Raw genomic sequence first — 14,798 nt, forward strand, 5'->3', positions numbered from 1 at the left:
GGGCCCGCTACCAGGGCTATTTCATGATGGTCTTCGGCACCTCGACCGTGCTCGGACCGGTACTCGGTGGCCTGTTCTCCGACTACGACGTGCTGTGGGGTATCGACGGTTGGCGCTGGGTGTTCCTGGTGAACGTGCCGATCGGCGTGATCGCCCTCGCCGTCGTGGCGAAGGTGCTCAACGTTCCGCATCAGCGCCAGAAGGTAAGGGTGGACTGGTGGGGTGCGATCGCGCTGGCGATCTGTGTGGTGCCGTTGTTGATCGTGGCCGAGCAGGGCCGCAGCTGGGGCTGGGGCTCGACGAACTCCCTGGTCTGCTACGGCATCGGCGCGGTCGGCCTGGTGCTGTTCATCGGTGTGGAATTTCTGATGAAGGACGCCGCGCTCATTCCGTTGCGGCTGTTCAAGAACTCCACCTTCTCGGTCGTGATGATCGGCGGCTTCATCGTCGGTATCGCGATGTTCGGCGCGATCAGCATGGTGCCGTTGTATCTGCAGGTGGTGCGCGGCTATTCACCGACCGAAGCCGGACTGCTGATGCTGCCTCTGGTACTGGGCATCATGGTCGGTTCCGTCATCTCCGCGCAGGTCGTCAAGCGCACCGGCCGATACAAGATTCTCCCGGTCGTGGGCACGTTTCTGGTGACGGTCGGCGCGGTGCTCTACGCGCAACTGCTGTTCGACAGCCCGATGTGGCAGGTACTCGCGATCGGCGCGCTGGTCGGCCTGGGACTGGGCTGCTGTATGCAGACGTTGATCATCGCGGCGCAGAACGCCGGTCCGCGTTCGGATATGGGTGTGTCGACGGCGTCGGCGACCTTCTTCCGTCAGGTCGGCGGCACGCTCGGCGTGGCGGTGTTCCTGACGATCCTGTTCAACCTGCTGCCACACCGGATCACCGATGCGTTCGGTGGCCACCTGCCTGCCGGACTCGACACCGACAAGCTGAATCAGTTGCAGGCGAATACCGCGGGTATCGCCGCACTGCCGGAGCAGATCAGGAATCCCATCCTGATCGGTTTCACCGACTCGATGCACGGGGTGTTCTACGCCGCGGCGGGTGTGGCCCTGCTGGCCTGCATCGTCATGTTGTTCATGAAAGAGATCCCGCTGCAGGATGCTCCGGTGCCCACCTCGGCGCCCGAGGATCCGGCCGGGTCCGCGGCGGGTCGGCCTACAGCCGACGGTCACGAAACAGATCGAATTGCGGAGGTTTCGGCGATGTCCAATTCCCCTGTGGTCAACTCCCACGGCAGTGACCACATCATCGGCGGCCAGGTGAGCCGGGCCGACGGCAGGCCCGTTGCCGGTGCGGCGCTGACCCTGATCGATCAGCGCGGGCACCAGGTTTCGCGGGCCACCGGCGACAGCGCCGGTCGCTACTCGATCGCGCCGCCCGGCAGCGGTAGCTTCGTGCTGATCGTCTCGGCCAACGGCCATCAGCCCGCCGCGGTCAATGTCACCGCCGACGGACGCGACCAGCAGGTGGACGTTACCTTGCAGGGCTCCGGAGAACTGTCGGGCGTGGTACGGGCCGGTGGCCGGCCGCTGGCCGGTGCGACCGTCACACTGACCGATCTGCGGGGTGAGGTCGTCGGCGCCGCCGTCACGACCGAGAACGGCAGCTATGTGTGCCAGGGCGTGGTCTCCGGCACCTATACGCTGGTCGCGGTGGCCGAGCACATGCGCCCGACCGCGACCGCGCTGGTGGTCCCCGACAGTGGCCTGCTCAGCCACGACATCGAGCTGGCGTCGATGGCGATGCTGTCGGGAACCGTGCTCGCCGACGGCAGTGCGGTGCTCGATGCGCAGGTCACGGTGCTGGACCGTACGGGAGAGCCGCTGGGAACCACACGTACCGACGAGCACGGCCAGTATGTGCTGACCGATCTCGCCGAGGGCGAATACACGGTGGTTGCCAGTGGTTATCCGCCGGTGTCGAGCCGGGTCACCGTCGGGGGTGGCGAGGTCACCCATGACGTGCGACTGGGCTACGACGAGCCGGCCGAAATTTCTGCCGCTCCCGCCGCAACCAACGGTGCCGCGGTACGGAACGGTGAACAGAACGGGATCCGGCACAATGGTGCCGAACCCGGTGGTCTCGACAAGAACACGGAGCTGTCATGAGCGGTTTGTCCGCACAGGTTCGCAATCCGGACGGCTGGCCGGTGCCCGGCGCACTGCTGACCGTGACCGATCTGAACGGTCGTCAACTCGCTCGCGCGGTCGCCGACGAGACGGGGGCGGCGGCCACCGAGTCGCTGCCCGCCGGTATGCACACTGCGGTCGTGACCGCGCCCGGCTATCAGCCGGTCGCGCAGATTGCGCGCATATCCGCTTCCGGCAGTGGGCAACTGGGCGCCGTCTCGTTGCAGCCGGAGGCCGATTCCGTCGGTACCCCGGCACCCGGGATCTGGACCATCGATCCGGTGCATTCCACCGTCGTCACGACCGCTCGTCACCTCGGTATCGCGAGCATCAAGGCGCGGTTCCCGGAAGTCAGCGGCCGCCTCGAAGTGGCTCGGAACTTCGAGCAGACCACGGGGTTCGCCGAGATCAAGGCGGCCAGTATCGATACCGGTATCGGTATGCGCGACGACCACCTGCGTTCCAGCGAATTCCTGGACGTCGAGAACTATCCGGTCATCGGCTTCTCCGGTTCCGGCCTGCGCCGTACCGGCTCCGACTCCTGGGTGATGGCGGGCGAACTGGAACTGCACGGTCAACGCCGCGCGGTGGAGCTCGACCTGACCTACGGTGGCTCGGGCCCGGATCCGTGGGGTGGCGTGCGCGCCGCCTTCCACGCCGAAACCTTGTTGCACCGCAATGATTTCGCGATCGATTACAACGCGATGGTGCGTGCCGGGGTGGCCGCGATCGGCACGACAGTCAAGATCGATCTCGACATCGAGCTCGTGCAAGGAGATTCGCTGCCGCAGATGTGATGCGGACCCGGGCCGGTCAGCTGGCGTGACGTTCGGGGATTACCCAGACGCGCTGGATGGCCGGAAATTCCGTGGTGTCGGCGAAGGGATCGACACTGTCCCAGTCCACGCCCCCGAAGTACAGTTCGGTGGTGTCCGCGGTGGGGTCGATGAACGACGCGCCGGCGCCGCCGGACACGCTGACGACCGGTGTACCGGCGTTTCGCGGAAGGTTGCGTGGGCGCACCCGGAGCCTGTCGATGAAATCGTCGACGGAGGAGTAGCCGGCCTGGTAGATCTCGGCCAGCAATCGCTCGGCGGGCGAGGGGGCGTGGTGTCCGCGCATGCAGTCCTCGATCTATCGCTGTTCCGTATCGTGGCTTCTGTCCAGGGGCGATGGGGGCTGTCGGGGACGCAGCCCCCATCTGACCTGATGTTGCGACAGCGGGACGCTGTGGGCATGGCGACCCGCCCTGCAAGCCCCGGGCAACCGGGACTGTTCGAGCGTAAGCCAACGTGGAGCAACCGCACGGCATTTCAGCCGAAACTTCACTGATTCGCAGGGTCGGACTTCGCTGCGGTGTGTGTCATCAGCTCGTAGTGGATCGCCCACCACACCTGGGCGCCCACATGTGCGCGGCGCAGATCGCAGCCGGTGAGCTCCTCGAAACGCCCGATCCGGTAGCGAACCGTGTTGGGGTGCACGATGAGCCGCTGTGCGGTGGCCTCGACGCGCATCCCGGTGTCGAGGTATACCGCCAGCGTGTCGACCAGTACGGTCGCCGACCCGCTGCGCTCCAGCGGCCGCAGGTAGCGCTGCACCAGTTCGGCGCCGAGTTCGGGATCGGCGCTCACCCCGGGGAGTAGTCCCAGCTCGTCGAAATCGCACGCACCGGTGCGGCCCAGTGCGGAGGCGGTGGCCAGCGCTCGCCCGGCCAGCCGGAACGACTGCGGCAGTTCGGCCGGTGCCCGTGCGGGGCCGAATGCGATCAGCGCGGTGTCCGGTGCCGGCGGTATGTGATCGGTGAATCCGGCGAAGTCGCCGTCGACGATCGTGCCGAAGATCTGGCCGCCACCCGGTCGCAGCAGACGGTCGAATTCGTGTCGCGGCAGCGAATCCGCGCGGGCACGAAACGCGCGATACTCTCGGTCGTCACGCAATCCGTAGCGCTGCAGTCCCAGTGTCAGCTCGGTCGCCGATACGGTGGCGGTGAGTACGGCGTGGGTGAATTCCGCGCGGCGATCCCGGTCCTGCTCGGCGCGCGTGCGGCTAATTCGGCGATGGGCATCGGAGAACGACGCCGCGGCACAGTCCACCAGGGCGAGTAGATCGCGGGTGATCTCCAGCAGCACCGCATCATCCGCGTCGCAGTCGGCGGCCACCGCGGTGAGTGTTTCCAGGTGCAGGCGTTCGGCCAAGCGCCACGACCGCAGCAGCCCTTCGATCGATACCGATTGGGTCGCCCGGAGCCGGCCGTAGTCGGTCAGTTGTGCCACTTCCGGCAGTTCGGCGCCCGGCTCGTCCGCCAGCGCGGCGAACAATCGGTCCATGATCGCGGCGGTGGTGGGCAGCAGGTCGGCGGTATCGATGTCGCGGTAGTCGGGAATCTCCGTCCGGGCCCGTTCGACGATGCGAGCGGCCAGATCGTCGCGTTCCAGGCGCATCCGAGCCAGCACTCGCTGCCGGGCGGTGGCAGTGACCGGGCCGGGGGCGGGAGGTTCGGAGTGCGGGCGGCTCATGACAGAGCCGAGGATACGTCGCCCGATTTGGAGAAACCAACAAAACTGGAGACCCGGACTTCGGCACCGTACCCATGGCCGCCGGCCCGACGGCCGAGCACACTCGACACTGTCCGCCGTGGTGGCCGGCGTCACAGTCGCTGTGATCGGCGCCCGGCTACAGGGCATCAGCCGAGTACCGAAGGATTCGCATGTATCTGACCCAGGGCCTGCACCGCGCAGTCCAACAGAACCCGCACGGCGTCATGACGATCTGCGCCGACCGCATCCGCACCTTCGCGGAGGCGGCAGACCGGATCGCGCGGGTCGCTGCGGGGCTGCGGGGGTTGGGCGTCGGCGCGGACGACCGGGTGGGCATCCTGGCTCTCAACAGCGACCGCTATCTGGAATACCTGCTGGCCGTGCCGTGGGCCGACGCCATGCTGAATCCGGTCAACATTCGCTGGAGTCCGGCCGAAATCGCCTACTCGCTGGTGGATTCCGGGACCGCGGTCCTGCTGGTCGACGATGCCTTCGCGCCGATGGTCCCGGCGCTGCGTGAGGCGGCACCGGTGCTGCGCACGGTCGTGCACTGCGGTGACGGTCCGGCGCCGGAGGGCATGGTCTCCTACGAGGACCTGATCGCCACCTCGGATCCGATCGAGGACGCGCGCCGCGGTGGTGACGCGCCGGCCGGAATCTTCTACACCGGCGGTACCACCGGTCATCCCAAAGGTGTCGTGCTCAGCCACACCGGCCTGCAGGTGTCGGCCCTGGGATGCCAGTCCACGGGATTCCTGGCCCAGCCAGGTGCCCGCTACCTGCATGCTGCGCCGATGTTCCATCTGGCCGACCTGGCCGGCTGCATCACCCAGATCATCATGGGCGGGGCCCAGGTGATGGTTCCGGCCTTCGAGCCGGTGGCGGTGATGACCGCGATCGCCGACCACAAGGTCACCGATACGCTGCTGGTGCCGGTGATGGTTCAGGCCGTCGTCGACCACCCGCGGGTGGGGGAGTTCGATCTGGGGAGTGTGCAGGGCATCATCTACGGCGCCTCGCCGATCGCACAGTCGGTACTGGAACGGGCGCTGCGGACCTTCCCACAGGCGCGGTTCGCCCAGGCCTACGGGATGACCGAACTATCCCCGGTGGCAACACTTCTCGGTCCGGACGACCATGTCGAGCGCACCTTGCGCTCGGCCGGCCGGGCGGCGCCGCACTCCGAGGTGCGCATCGCCGATGCCGAGGGCAACGAACTGCCGCGCGGCACCGTCGGCGAGATCCTGGTGCGCGGTGCGCACATGATGCTCGGTTACTGGAACCGGCCGGAGGAAACCGCGGCGGCGCTGCGCGGCGGCTGGATGCACACCGGTGACGGCGGCTACATGGACGAGGCGGGATTCGTCTTCATCGTCGACCGGGTCAAGGACATGATCGTCAGCGGTGGTGAGAACGTGTACTCCGCCGAGGTGGAGAATGCGGTGTCGGCGCACCCCGCGGTCGCCGCGTGCGCCGTTATCGGAGTACCGGACGAGCAGTGGGGTGAGCGGGTGCATGCGGTCATCGTGTGTCATGCCGGGGCCAGTGTCACCGCCGCGGAGATCCGCGACCACACCAAGACCCTGATCGCAGGGTACAAGGCGCCGCGCACCATCGAACTGGTCGATTCGATGCCGATCTCGGGTGCGGGCAAGATCCTCAAACGGGAACTGCGCAAGCGGTATTGGGGCGCCGGACGCAGCCAGGTGAACTGAGGCCGGACGTTCAGCCGAGGGGCCGGTCGGTCGGGAGGTTGACGAAACTCGGTGCCGCCGGGTCCAGGCGCAGATGTTGTGGTTTCAGCTCGGAATCGTTGAGCATCGGGCGAAACGGCATGGCCTTGGGGGCATTGGCGGCGAACAGATCGATCCGTAGCCGGTGACCGGCCTGCAACCGAGCCTGGGTCGCGATCACCGCGATATCCACTCCGACCGGTTCACCCGGAGTGACGGGCAGGTGTGACGCGGCGGTGATCGGGTGGAAGGGCACCGTGTAGTCGCCGTTGGCGGATCGTTCGCTGCGCGCCTCGTCGACCGCACGCATGGAAACGGTGAGCTGGCCGGTGGTCAGGGCGGTGGAGGTGCCGTCGGGCGCCACATCGTTGACCGTGGCGCTCCAGAATCCGTCGGTGGCGTCGAGGACGGTCTGCAGATGGATGTCGATCGGCCCGGAGATCACGGTCGGCTCGGTCACCGGCGCGCCGGTGAAGGTCAGCGCCGCGTGCTCGGCGATTCGCGAGTCCTTGGCGCAGGCGTCGAGTATCGCGCCCGAACCCGCCGAGGCCTGGGCCGAGTCTCGCGAGCACGCGGTGGCCAGTCCGGGGGCGACGGTCAACGAGGCCACGTCGGCGGGCGGCTGCGCGCTCAGTGATCCGTCGTGTGCACTGGAATCGGTCGTACCACTGGGCGCGGCGCTCAGATAGACACGACGGTGCTCGACACCGGGCTGCGGAAACTGCGGCAGGGTGACCCAGTCGCCGCCCTGCTCCTTCACCACGATCGGGCCGTAGCCGTCGATCCCGTTGTTGATTCCCTTGAGCCACTTGTCGAACCAGGCCCGCTGCAGCACCTCCAGCCGGGGCGGGGCACCGGGCTTTCCGGTGCCGGCGCCGGGGTTGGCGTGGTAGGTATCGCCCACCACGAGTTGTTTCTGTCCGGGAGGCAGTGTCATCTTGTGGTAGATCTCGGTCGCGCTGTTGGCGAAGATGTCGTGCCATCCGCCGTAGACGAAGGCCGGTACCGTCACCCGCTCCGGATGTCCCATGATGGCCTTGCGGAAATCGCTGCCGTCGTCCAGGGCGTCGGACAGTGCCGGGGGCATATCGGTCATCGACGGCGAGAGCAGCGCCTGGGCCAGCAGGTCGACGTTGGTGGCCGGATCCTCCATCCGGGAACTGAGCCATTTCCAGTCGAAGGTGCCGTCGAACAGCGACTTCGGATCGGGAATCAGCTTGAGCTGGTTGACCGTCTGCAGCCACATCGGCAGGAAGGTGGTGCCGACCCCACCGCCGGGTGCGACGACATCACGCATCAGATCGTTGCCGGGGACCACCGGGAAGATGGCGCGCAGTGCCGGGGGTGCGTCCTCGGCGGCCCGCAACTGATTGATGGCCGCGTAGGAGCCGCCGCTCATCGCTACTTTCCCATCGGAGAACGGTTGCGCGGCAGCCCAATCGATCACTTCTCGGGTGTCGAGCTGCTCTCGGTCGCCGAGGGTCTGCCAGGTGCCCTGGGACTGCCCGGTGCCGCGCACATCGGCCACGACCAGGGTGTAGCCGCTGCGGATCAGGTCACGGTCCAGGCCGAGGACCGTGGGGACGGTCCCGCCGTCGAGGGCGTGCAGCAGATCGCCGAAGCTGCTGATCGGGGTGCCGGACAGATTCAGCTGCCCGACCAGGGACATGACCAGCGGCTGTAGTCGCGGATCCTCCACCGCGGAACCGATCAGATCGGTCATCAGCTTGTTGTAGGGGGTGAGGTTCACGACCGTCGGCAGCGGCTCGGTGACCACCGCGCCCGCGGCGTCCACCGGACGATAGACATTGGCCTTCAGTTCGACGCCGTCGCTCATCCGAATCGGCACCCCGGAGTCCAGATGCACCTCGGGGTATCGCTGCGGGCCGTCGTGTACCGCGGTCCACTGGTCCTCACGGCCGGCCAGGTGGGGGCCCGGCGCATCCGGTGGGCCACCGAACAGCGCGGTGGCGGTGACGGAGAGCCCCACTGCCGCAACGGCAATCAGGGCTCGTACGGGCACCACGGGTTTGCGTGAACGCAGCTGCCCGAACATCACGCCCCTTCTCGGTTGGATTGACGCACGACTGGGCCGGTCATCGACGATAGCAATCCGCTACCGGGAAGTCCGGTAACGCGGACCCGGTGTCGCACCCCCTCCGCCCCCGCCGAGCTGCGCTTCCGGTGAGCGGGAGTAGTCCCTGACAGAGAACCTGTGGTCGTTATGGTCGGAGCATGGCGACTGAACCGAACACCACCATCGATGCGCATCGCTACGGGCCCTGGGCCGTCATCGCCGGCGGTTCCGAAGGGGTCGGTGCGGAGTTCGCCGACCAGCTCGCCGCGTCCGGGATCAATATCGTGTTGCTGGCGCGCCGTGAGGGCCCGCTGACCGAGACCGCCGATCGGGTGCGCGCGCGAGGCGTGCAGGTTCGTACCGTCGCGGTCGACCTCACCGCCGCCGACGCGCCCGCACGAGTAGCGGAGGCCACCTCCGATATCGAGGTGGGTCTGTTGATCTTCAACGCCGGGGCCAATACCCACAGTGCCGAATTCCTCGATGGTGATCTGGACGCCTTCGCCGGGATGAACGCGCTCAACGTCTCCGCGCCGCTGGCACTGGCCCACCATTTCGGCCGGGGCATGCGCGAGCGGGGGCGCGGTGGCATCGTCCTGGTGGGGTCGCTGACCGGCTACAGCGGTTCGATGCGCCATACCGTCTACGGCGGATCCAAGGCCTACCTGCGGATCTTCGCCGAAAGCCTGTGGCTCGAGCTGCGTGAGCACAATGTCGATGTGCTGCACCTGGTACTCGGGGTCACTCGCACACCGGCGATGGAGCGCGTCGGGTTGAACTTCGATGTGCCCGGGATGCGGGTGGCCGAACCCGTGGATGTGGCGCGTGAGGGCCTGGAGAACCTGGCCAACGGCCCGGTCTTCGTGGCGGGCGGTAACGGCGAGGCCGCGACACTGAGCAGTGGTCCCGATCGCGCGAAGATCGTGCTCGGTTCACACCGCCGGATGCAGCGCCTGCTGGGGCTCGAGGGCAGTAAGTGAGCATGCCTCTGCGACCGGCGCTCTCGTCGCCGATCGTGGTGCAGCTGCCGGCGCAACGTTCGGACTGGGAAATCGACGCCGGTATCGAGGACCTCGCGCTCATCGCGGAGGCCGCCGACCGACTCGGGTTCGACCACATGACCTGTAGCGAGCACACCGCGGTCCCGGTGCAGGGCGCGGAAATGCGTGGCTCCACCTATTGGGATCCGGTGGCGACGCTGTCCTACCTTGCCGCCCGTACCACTCGGATCAGGCTGGCCACCTCGGTGCTGGTACTGCCGTACCACCACCCGCTGGAGATCGCCAAGCGTTACGGGACGGTGGACCGGATCAGCGCAGGCCGGGTGGTGCTCGGTGTCGGGGTGGGGTCGCTCGAGGAAGAATTCGAGCTGCTGGGCGCGCCCTGGGACGGTCGTGGCGATCGCACCGACGATGCCATCGCGGCGCTCCGGGCATCGTTCGGGGTACGCGAACCATCGTATGCCGGAACGCATTACAACTTCTCCGGGATGATCGTCGAACCGGCCGGCATCCAGGAGCGGGTGCCGATCTGGGTGGGCGGACGCACCATGCGGTCACTGCGGCGCGCGGTGCGGCACGGGGACGGCTGGATGCCGTTCGGGCTCTCCCGGGACTACCTGAAGAATATGTTGTCGCAGGTCGACGCACCGCCAGAGTTCGAGGTGGTGCTCCCGACGGGGGCACTGGATCCGCTGGGGGAGCCGGATCGGGTGCGGCGCCGAATGGATGGGCTGGCCGATGCGGGCGCCACCTTGGCCGGTTGCGCATTCTCCGCCCGGTCGGCGCAACACTACTGCGACCAGATGGCCGCCCTGGTCGATCTGCTGAACCGATGACGGAGGAGCACAGCATGGCAACCGACGCACTCGACGAGATCCTGAGCCGGCTGCGCCGCGTCGAAGACGAGCTCGCCATTACCCGGCTGATCGCCTCCTACGGCCCGCTGGTGGACAGCGGTTCAGCCGATGCCACCGCTCAATTGTGGTGTGCCGATGGTGAATACGAGGTCGAGGGCTGGAATATGCGCGGCCGCGACGAGGTCCGCGCGATGGTCGAGTCGTCGGCTCATCGCAAGCTCATCACCGGTGGCTCCGCGCATTTCCAGGGCCCGGCCCGCGTCGATATCGACGGTGACAGCGCGCTGGCCGTATTCGAATCCTTGCTGGTGTTGCGGGACGGCGACCGGTTCCAGGTGCTGCGTGCGAGTGTGCACCGGTTGCAGCTGCGCCGCGAGGCCGACGGCTGGCACATCGCCCGCCGGACCGGTCGGCTGCTGGACGGTGGGGCCGAGGCTCGCGAACTGCTGGCAACCTTCGCGCAGGAGCAGGACGACTGAGCCCGTCCGCTGTCCGGGCAGCGGAGCCCGGCTAGGCCGGGTAGCGGTAGAACCCCTCACCACTGGCGAGACCGAGCTTGCCCTTGTCGATGTACTCGGACTTCAGCCAGGCCGCCAGTTTCTCCCCCTCGGCACCGCTGTTGACCAGGATGTTGTACGGGGTGGTGAGTCCGACGATGTCCAGAATCTGGAACGGACCGGCGGGGGCGCCGGTACCGATGCGCCAGGTGGCATCCACCGCCTCCGGCTCGGCGAAACCGCCCGCTGCCAGGCCCATCGCGGCATTGAGCAGCGGGACCAGTAGGGAGTTCAGCACGTAACCGGACTTCTCGCGATGCAGTTCGATCGGCACCATGCCGATCGCGCGGGCGAACTCGACCACTGTTCGGTACACCGCCGGATCGGTGTGTGCGGTGCCCATGACCTCGGCTGTATTGAAATGCCACACCTGATTGGCGAAGTGCAGTGCCAGGAAGCGGTCCGGCCGGCCGGTGGAGTCGACGATATCGCTGGGCAGCAGGGTGGAGGAATTGGTGGCGAAGATGGTGTGTTCGGGAGCCAGCTCGCCGAGCCTGCGGTAGGTGTCCTGTTTGATCGACAGCACCTCCGGTACCGCCTCGATGACCAGATCGGCCGCCTGCGCGGCCGTGGCGAGATCGGCGGTCAGCGCGATACCGGCCGCGGTGGCCTCGGCTTTACCGTCGCCGGCGCCGTCGACCTGGTCGCGGTAGGTGGCGGCCAGTGCGTCGAAGCGGTCGCGGGCCGCGGCGAGGGCCTCGTCGCTGATGTCGTAGGCGGTCACGTCGAATCCGCGAAACGCGCTCTGGAAGGCGATCTGGGAACCGAGGACTCCGGTTCCGAGGACGGTTACCTTGCGGATGCTGGTCATAACGGCTCCGTTCTGCCGGTGGTGGTGCCGCAGTCGTCCGGTGCCCGAGCCGAACCCGTCTCGGTCGAACGTCCGAGTCGCGACGTCGGCGGTTGCGGCTGGTGAGCATACTCATGGTAAACGCATCCGGGGCCGGTTCCCGGCACCGGCCCGACCGAGAAAGCGATGAAGGAGACAGCAGATGACCGAGCCTGCCGCGGCGGAACGCGAGATTACTCAGGCAGTCGAATTATGCACGCCGCGAGGACGTTTGAATCCGGAGGCGGTGGGCTGGACCAGACACCCGCTGCACCGGGCGAATCTGCGCGGCTGGGGGCGGTGCAAGCGCTGGGAGTACTGGGGGATCGTCACCGACGATCTCGTCGTCGGCATCGTGCTCACGTCGCTGGATTATGCAGGGCTGCAGGGCATCTACATTCTCGACCGCCACAGCGCCGAGGAGATCGTCACCGATGTGGTGACACCGTTCGGTCGCGGGGTGTCGCTGCCGGACCGCAGCGGTGTGGGCACCGCGTCGGGGCGGGCTGCGGGAATCGTGATCGAACTGCGAAACGACGAGGGTGGTACCGATATTCATGCGACGACCGAGCGGGTCGATATCGACCTGCGGGCCGAAGCGCCGTCCGGTCACGAATCGCTGGGGGTGGTGGTGCCGTGGAGCGCGAATCGCTTCCAGTACACCGTGAAAGATCTGGGCCGGCCGGTGTCGGGCACCGTGACGGTCGACGGTGTCGCACATGTCCTCGAGGGCGGCTTCGGGGTCCTCGATCACGGCCGGGGTAAATGGCCGTATTCGGCGGAGTGGAACTGGGCGGCCGGATGCGGTGCGGGACTTGCGATTCAGCTGGGCGGCACCTGGACCGACGGCACCGGCTCGACCGAGAACGCCCTGTTCGTCGACGGACGCCTGCACAAGATCGGCGACGAGCTCGACTGGGACTACGACCGCTCCGACTGGCAGCGACCGTGGCGGATCGCCGGCCCACGAGTGGAGGTCGAATTCACCCCGTTCCACGTGCGGGCGTCGCGTACCGCACTCGGGGTGCTGTCCAACGACACCCATCAGTGTTTCGGTCATTTTTCGGGCCGGGCCCGAACCGACGCAGGTGATTGGGTGGTGCTGGACGGGCTCACCGGCTGGGCGGAGGAGGCTCGGAACCGCTGGTGACCGGCCGCTCATCCGAAACGTCACCTGCTCGCAATTGCTATTGCGTTCTTGTTCTCTGGATGTAGCATTATCGAAACCGAGAATGAGATTTCCGACACCGTTGTCGAGGAGTAGACCCGGGCAGACCTGGGGGTTCGACGCCGACGGTCGGTGACTGATGGCAATGCCTACGGGAGCGGGGACGGTCGATGATGCATGGGAACCGCGACGCCGCCGATCGATTCGGGGCAGGTCCGCACCTGGGGGCGGTATGGCGATGACACAACCGGGCTGGACCCGGAAGATGTCGCGACGGTCGGCGGGCGGACTGCAGCTCGTCGGCGGCTTCTTCGCCATGTCGGCCGATGCGGTCGCTTTCGCGTTCCGGCGCCCGTTTCAGGGCCGGGAATTCCTGGAGCAGTCCTGGTTCGTCGCCCGGGTGTCGCTCGTTCCGACCCTGCTGGTGGCCATCCCGTTCACGGTGCTGGTCAGCTTCACCATCAACATCCTGCTGCGCGAACTGGGCGCGGCGGACCTGAGCGGGGCCGGCGCCGCATTCGGCGCCGTCACCCAGGTCGGGCCGATGGTGACGGTACTGATCGTGGCCGGCTCGGGGGCGACAGCGATGTGCGCCGACCTCGGCTCCCGCACCATCCGCGAGGAGATCTCCGCGATGGAGGTTCTCGGCATCAATCCGGTACAGCGGTTGGTCACTCCGCGCATGCTGGCCTCCGGGCTGGTGGCGCTGCTGCTCAACAGCCTGGTCTGCATCATCGGCATCGTCGGCGGCTACGTTTTCTCGGTCTTCGTGCAGAACGTCAATCCCGGTGCTTTCGCCAACGGCATCACCCTGCTCACCGGGCTGAGCGAGGTCGTGATCTCCGCGGTCAAGGCGCTGCTGTTCGGACTGGTCGCCGGCCTCATCGCCTGCTATCGCGGGCTGATCGTCAGCGGTGGCGCCAAGGCGGTGGGCAACGCGGTGAACGAAACCGTGGTGCTGGCCTTCGTGGCGTTGTTCGTCATCAATGTCGTGGTCACCGCGATCGGCATCCAGATGACGACCAGGTGAGGGGAGACGACCGTGGTTGTGCAAGCGCGGTATCCGCGTGCGGTCCGCCGGGTGCGTCGCCCGGTGGAGGGCCTGGGACGCATCGGTGATCACACCATTTTCTATATCCGGGCACTGCTCGGCGCGCCGGTGGCGGCCTGGCGCTACAAGCGCGAAACCGTGCGCCTGATCGCCGAATTCAGCATGGGCTCGGGAAGTCTGGCGGTCTTCGGTGGCACCGTGGTGATCGTCTCGTTCCTGACACTGGCGACCGGCGGCACCCTGGCCGTGCAGGGCTACAGCTCACTGGGCAATATCGGCATCGAGGCGCTGACCGGATTCCTGTCCGCGTTCATCAATGTCCGCATCACCGCACCGGTGGTGGCCGGTATCGGCTTGGCAGCCACCTTCGGTGCCGGTGTCACCGCTCAGCTCGGCGCGATGCGAATCAACGAGGAGATCGACGCGCTGGAATCGATTGCGATCGAACCGATCGCCTATCTGGTCGGGACGCGTCTGGTCGCCGGGATGCTCGCCATCACACCGCTGTACTCGCTGGCGGTGGTCGGATCCTTCCTGGCCAGCAGGGTCACCACGGTCTTTCTGCTCGGGCAGTCCTCGGGACTCTACGACCACTACTTCGCGACCTTCCTCAATCCACTGGACCTGGTGTGGTCGTTCGTGCAGGCGATTCTGATGGCGTTGACGATTCTGCTGATACACAGCTATTTCGGCTTCTTCGCCGCCGGCGGTCCGTCCGGGGTGGGTACCGCGGTCGGCAACGCGGTACGGACCTCGCTGATCGCCGTGGTCTCGGTGACCCTGCTGGTTTCCCTGGCGATCTACGGCTCCAACGGCAATTTCAACCTGTCGGGCTAGGGAG

Annotated in this window: 13 protein-coding genes; 9 read left to right on the top strand and 4 right to left on the bottom strand. The window is 67.0% G+C overall.

All coding sequences use genetic code 11. The annotated features are described in order from the left end of the window. Both NV2_RS18865 and NV2_RS18870 read left to right on the top strand, forming a co-directional pair. The coding region (locus tag NV2_RS18865; RefSeq protein ID WP_067875941.1) for an MFS transporter at positions 1-2,126 on the top strand (2,126 nt) is incomplete at its 5' end. Beyond that, on the top strand, positions 2,123-2,944 hold the full coding sequence (locus NV2_RS18870) for a YceI family protein (protein ID WP_067875943.1): 822 nt from the start codon (positions 2,123-2,125) through the stop codon (positions 2,942-2,944). The genes NV2_RS18865 and NV2_RS18870, both read left to right, overlap by 4 nt. Positions 2,945-2,960: 16 nt before the next feature. Here NV2_RS18870 and NV2_RS18875 read toward each other — a convergent pair whose 3' ends face one another. Both NV2_RS18875 and NV2_RS18880 read right to left on the bottom strand, forming a co-directional pair. Beyond that, positions 2,961-3,269 carry a hypothetical protein gene (locus tag NV2_RS18875; RefSeq protein ID WP_067875946.1) on the bottom strand — a complete coding sequence of 103 codons (309 nt, stop codon included), beginning with the start codon at positions 3,267-3,269 and terminating at the stop codon, positions 2,961-2,963. A 203-nt stretch (positions 3,270-3,472) separates the two neighbouring features. Beyond that, the gene (locus tag NV2_RS18880; RefSeq protein ID WP_067875949.1) at positions 3,473-4,663 is read right to left on the bottom strand and encodes a PucR family transcriptional regulator; all 1,191 of its coding nucleotides are present in this window, start codon (positions 4,661-4,663) and stop codon (positions 3,473-3,475) included. A gap of 191 nt (positions 4,664-4,854) precedes the next feature. On the opposite strand from NV2_RS18880, the gene NV2_RS18885 reads away from it, so the two are divergent. Next, positions 4,855-6,399: a long-chain-fatty-acid--CoA ligase gene (locus tag NV2_RS18885; RefSeq protein ID WP_067875951.1), complete on the top strand. Its 1,545-nt coding sequence runs from the start codon at positions 4,855-4,857 to the stop codon at positions 6,397-6,399. Positions 6,400-6,409: 10 nt separating this feature from the next. On the opposite strand, the gene NV2_RS18890 is transcribed toward NV2_RS18885, so the two are convergent. Next, positions 6,410-8,473: a CocE/NonD family hydrolase gene (locus NV2_RS18890; RefSeq protein ID WP_067875954.1), complete on the bottom strand. Its 2,064-nt coding sequence runs from the start codon at positions 8,471-8,473 to the stop codon at positions 6,410-6,412. A gap of 179 nt (positions 8,474-8,652) precedes the next feature. Between NV2_RS18890 and NV2_RS18895 the strand changes: the two genes are divergently transcribed. The 3 genes from NV2_RS18895 to NV2_RS18905 are packed head-to-tail and all read left to right on the top strand — an operon-like array spanning position 8,653 to position 10,831. Continuing rightward, positions 8,653-9,474 (top strand): SDR family NAD(P)-dependent oxidoreductase, encoded by an 822-nt coding sequence (locus NV2_RS18895; protein ID WP_067875957.1) that lies wholly within the window; start codon positions 8,653-8,655, stop codon positions 9,472-9,474. An 8-nt stretch (positions 9,475-9,482) separates the two neighbouring features. Continuing rightward, positions 9,483-10,331, top strand: coding sequence for a TIGR03619 family F420-dependent LLM class oxidoreductase (locus tag NV2_RS18900; protein ID WP_067876268.1), 849 nt, complete (start codon positions 9,483-9,485; stop codon positions 10,329-10,331). A gap of 14 nt (positions 10,332-10,345) precedes the next feature. Further along, the gene (locus NV2_RS18905) at positions 10,346-10,831 is read left to right on the top strand and encodes a nuclear transport factor 2 family protein (RefSeq protein WP_067876270.1); all 486 of its coding nucleotides are present in this window, start codon (positions 10,346-10,348) and stop codon (positions 10,829-10,831) included. 31 nt (positions 10,832-10,862) lie between these two features. Here the strand turns inward: NV2_RS18905 and NV2_RS18910 are convergent, their stop codons facing one another. Then, positions 10,863-11,720 (bottom strand): 3-hydroxyacyl-CoA dehydrogenase, encoded by an 858-nt coding sequence (locus NV2_RS18910; protein ID WP_067875959.1) that lies wholly within the window; start codon positions 11,718-11,720, stop codon positions 10,863-10,865. A gap of 181 nt (positions 11,721-11,901) precedes the next feature. Here NV2_RS18910 and NV2_RS18915 point away from each other — a divergent pair, with 181 nt between their 5' ends. The 3 genes from NV2_RS18915 (at position 11,902) to NV2_RS18925 (ending at position 14,794) form a co-directional block, all read left to right on the top strand. After that, positions 11,902-12,888, top strand: coding sequence for a DUF2804 domain-containing protein (locus NV2_RS18915; protein WP_067875961.1), 987 nt, complete (start codon positions 11,902-11,904; stop codon positions 12,886-12,888). A 250-nt stretch (positions 12,889-13,138) separates the two neighbouring features. Beyond that, positions 13,139-13,936 (top strand): MlaE family ABC transporter permease, encoded by a 798-nt coding sequence (locus NV2_RS18920; protein WP_067875964.1) that lies wholly within the window; start codon positions 13,139-13,141, stop codon positions 13,934-13,936. Positions 13,937-13,948: 12 nt separating this feature from the next. Continuing rightward, a complete protein-coding gene (locus tag NV2_RS18925; RefSeq protein ID WP_067875967.1) occupies positions 13,949-14,794 on the top strand; it encodes an MlaE family ABC transporter permease in 846 nt (281 codons plus the stop codon). Positions 14,795-14,798: the final 4 nt, after the last annotated feature.

The sequence above is a fragment of the Nocardia vermiculata NBRC 100427 genome, assembly GCF_001613265.1.
GTDB classification, from domain to species: Bacteria; Actinomycetota; Actinomycetes; order Mycobacteriales; family Mycobacteriaceae; genus Nocardia; species Nocardia vermiculata.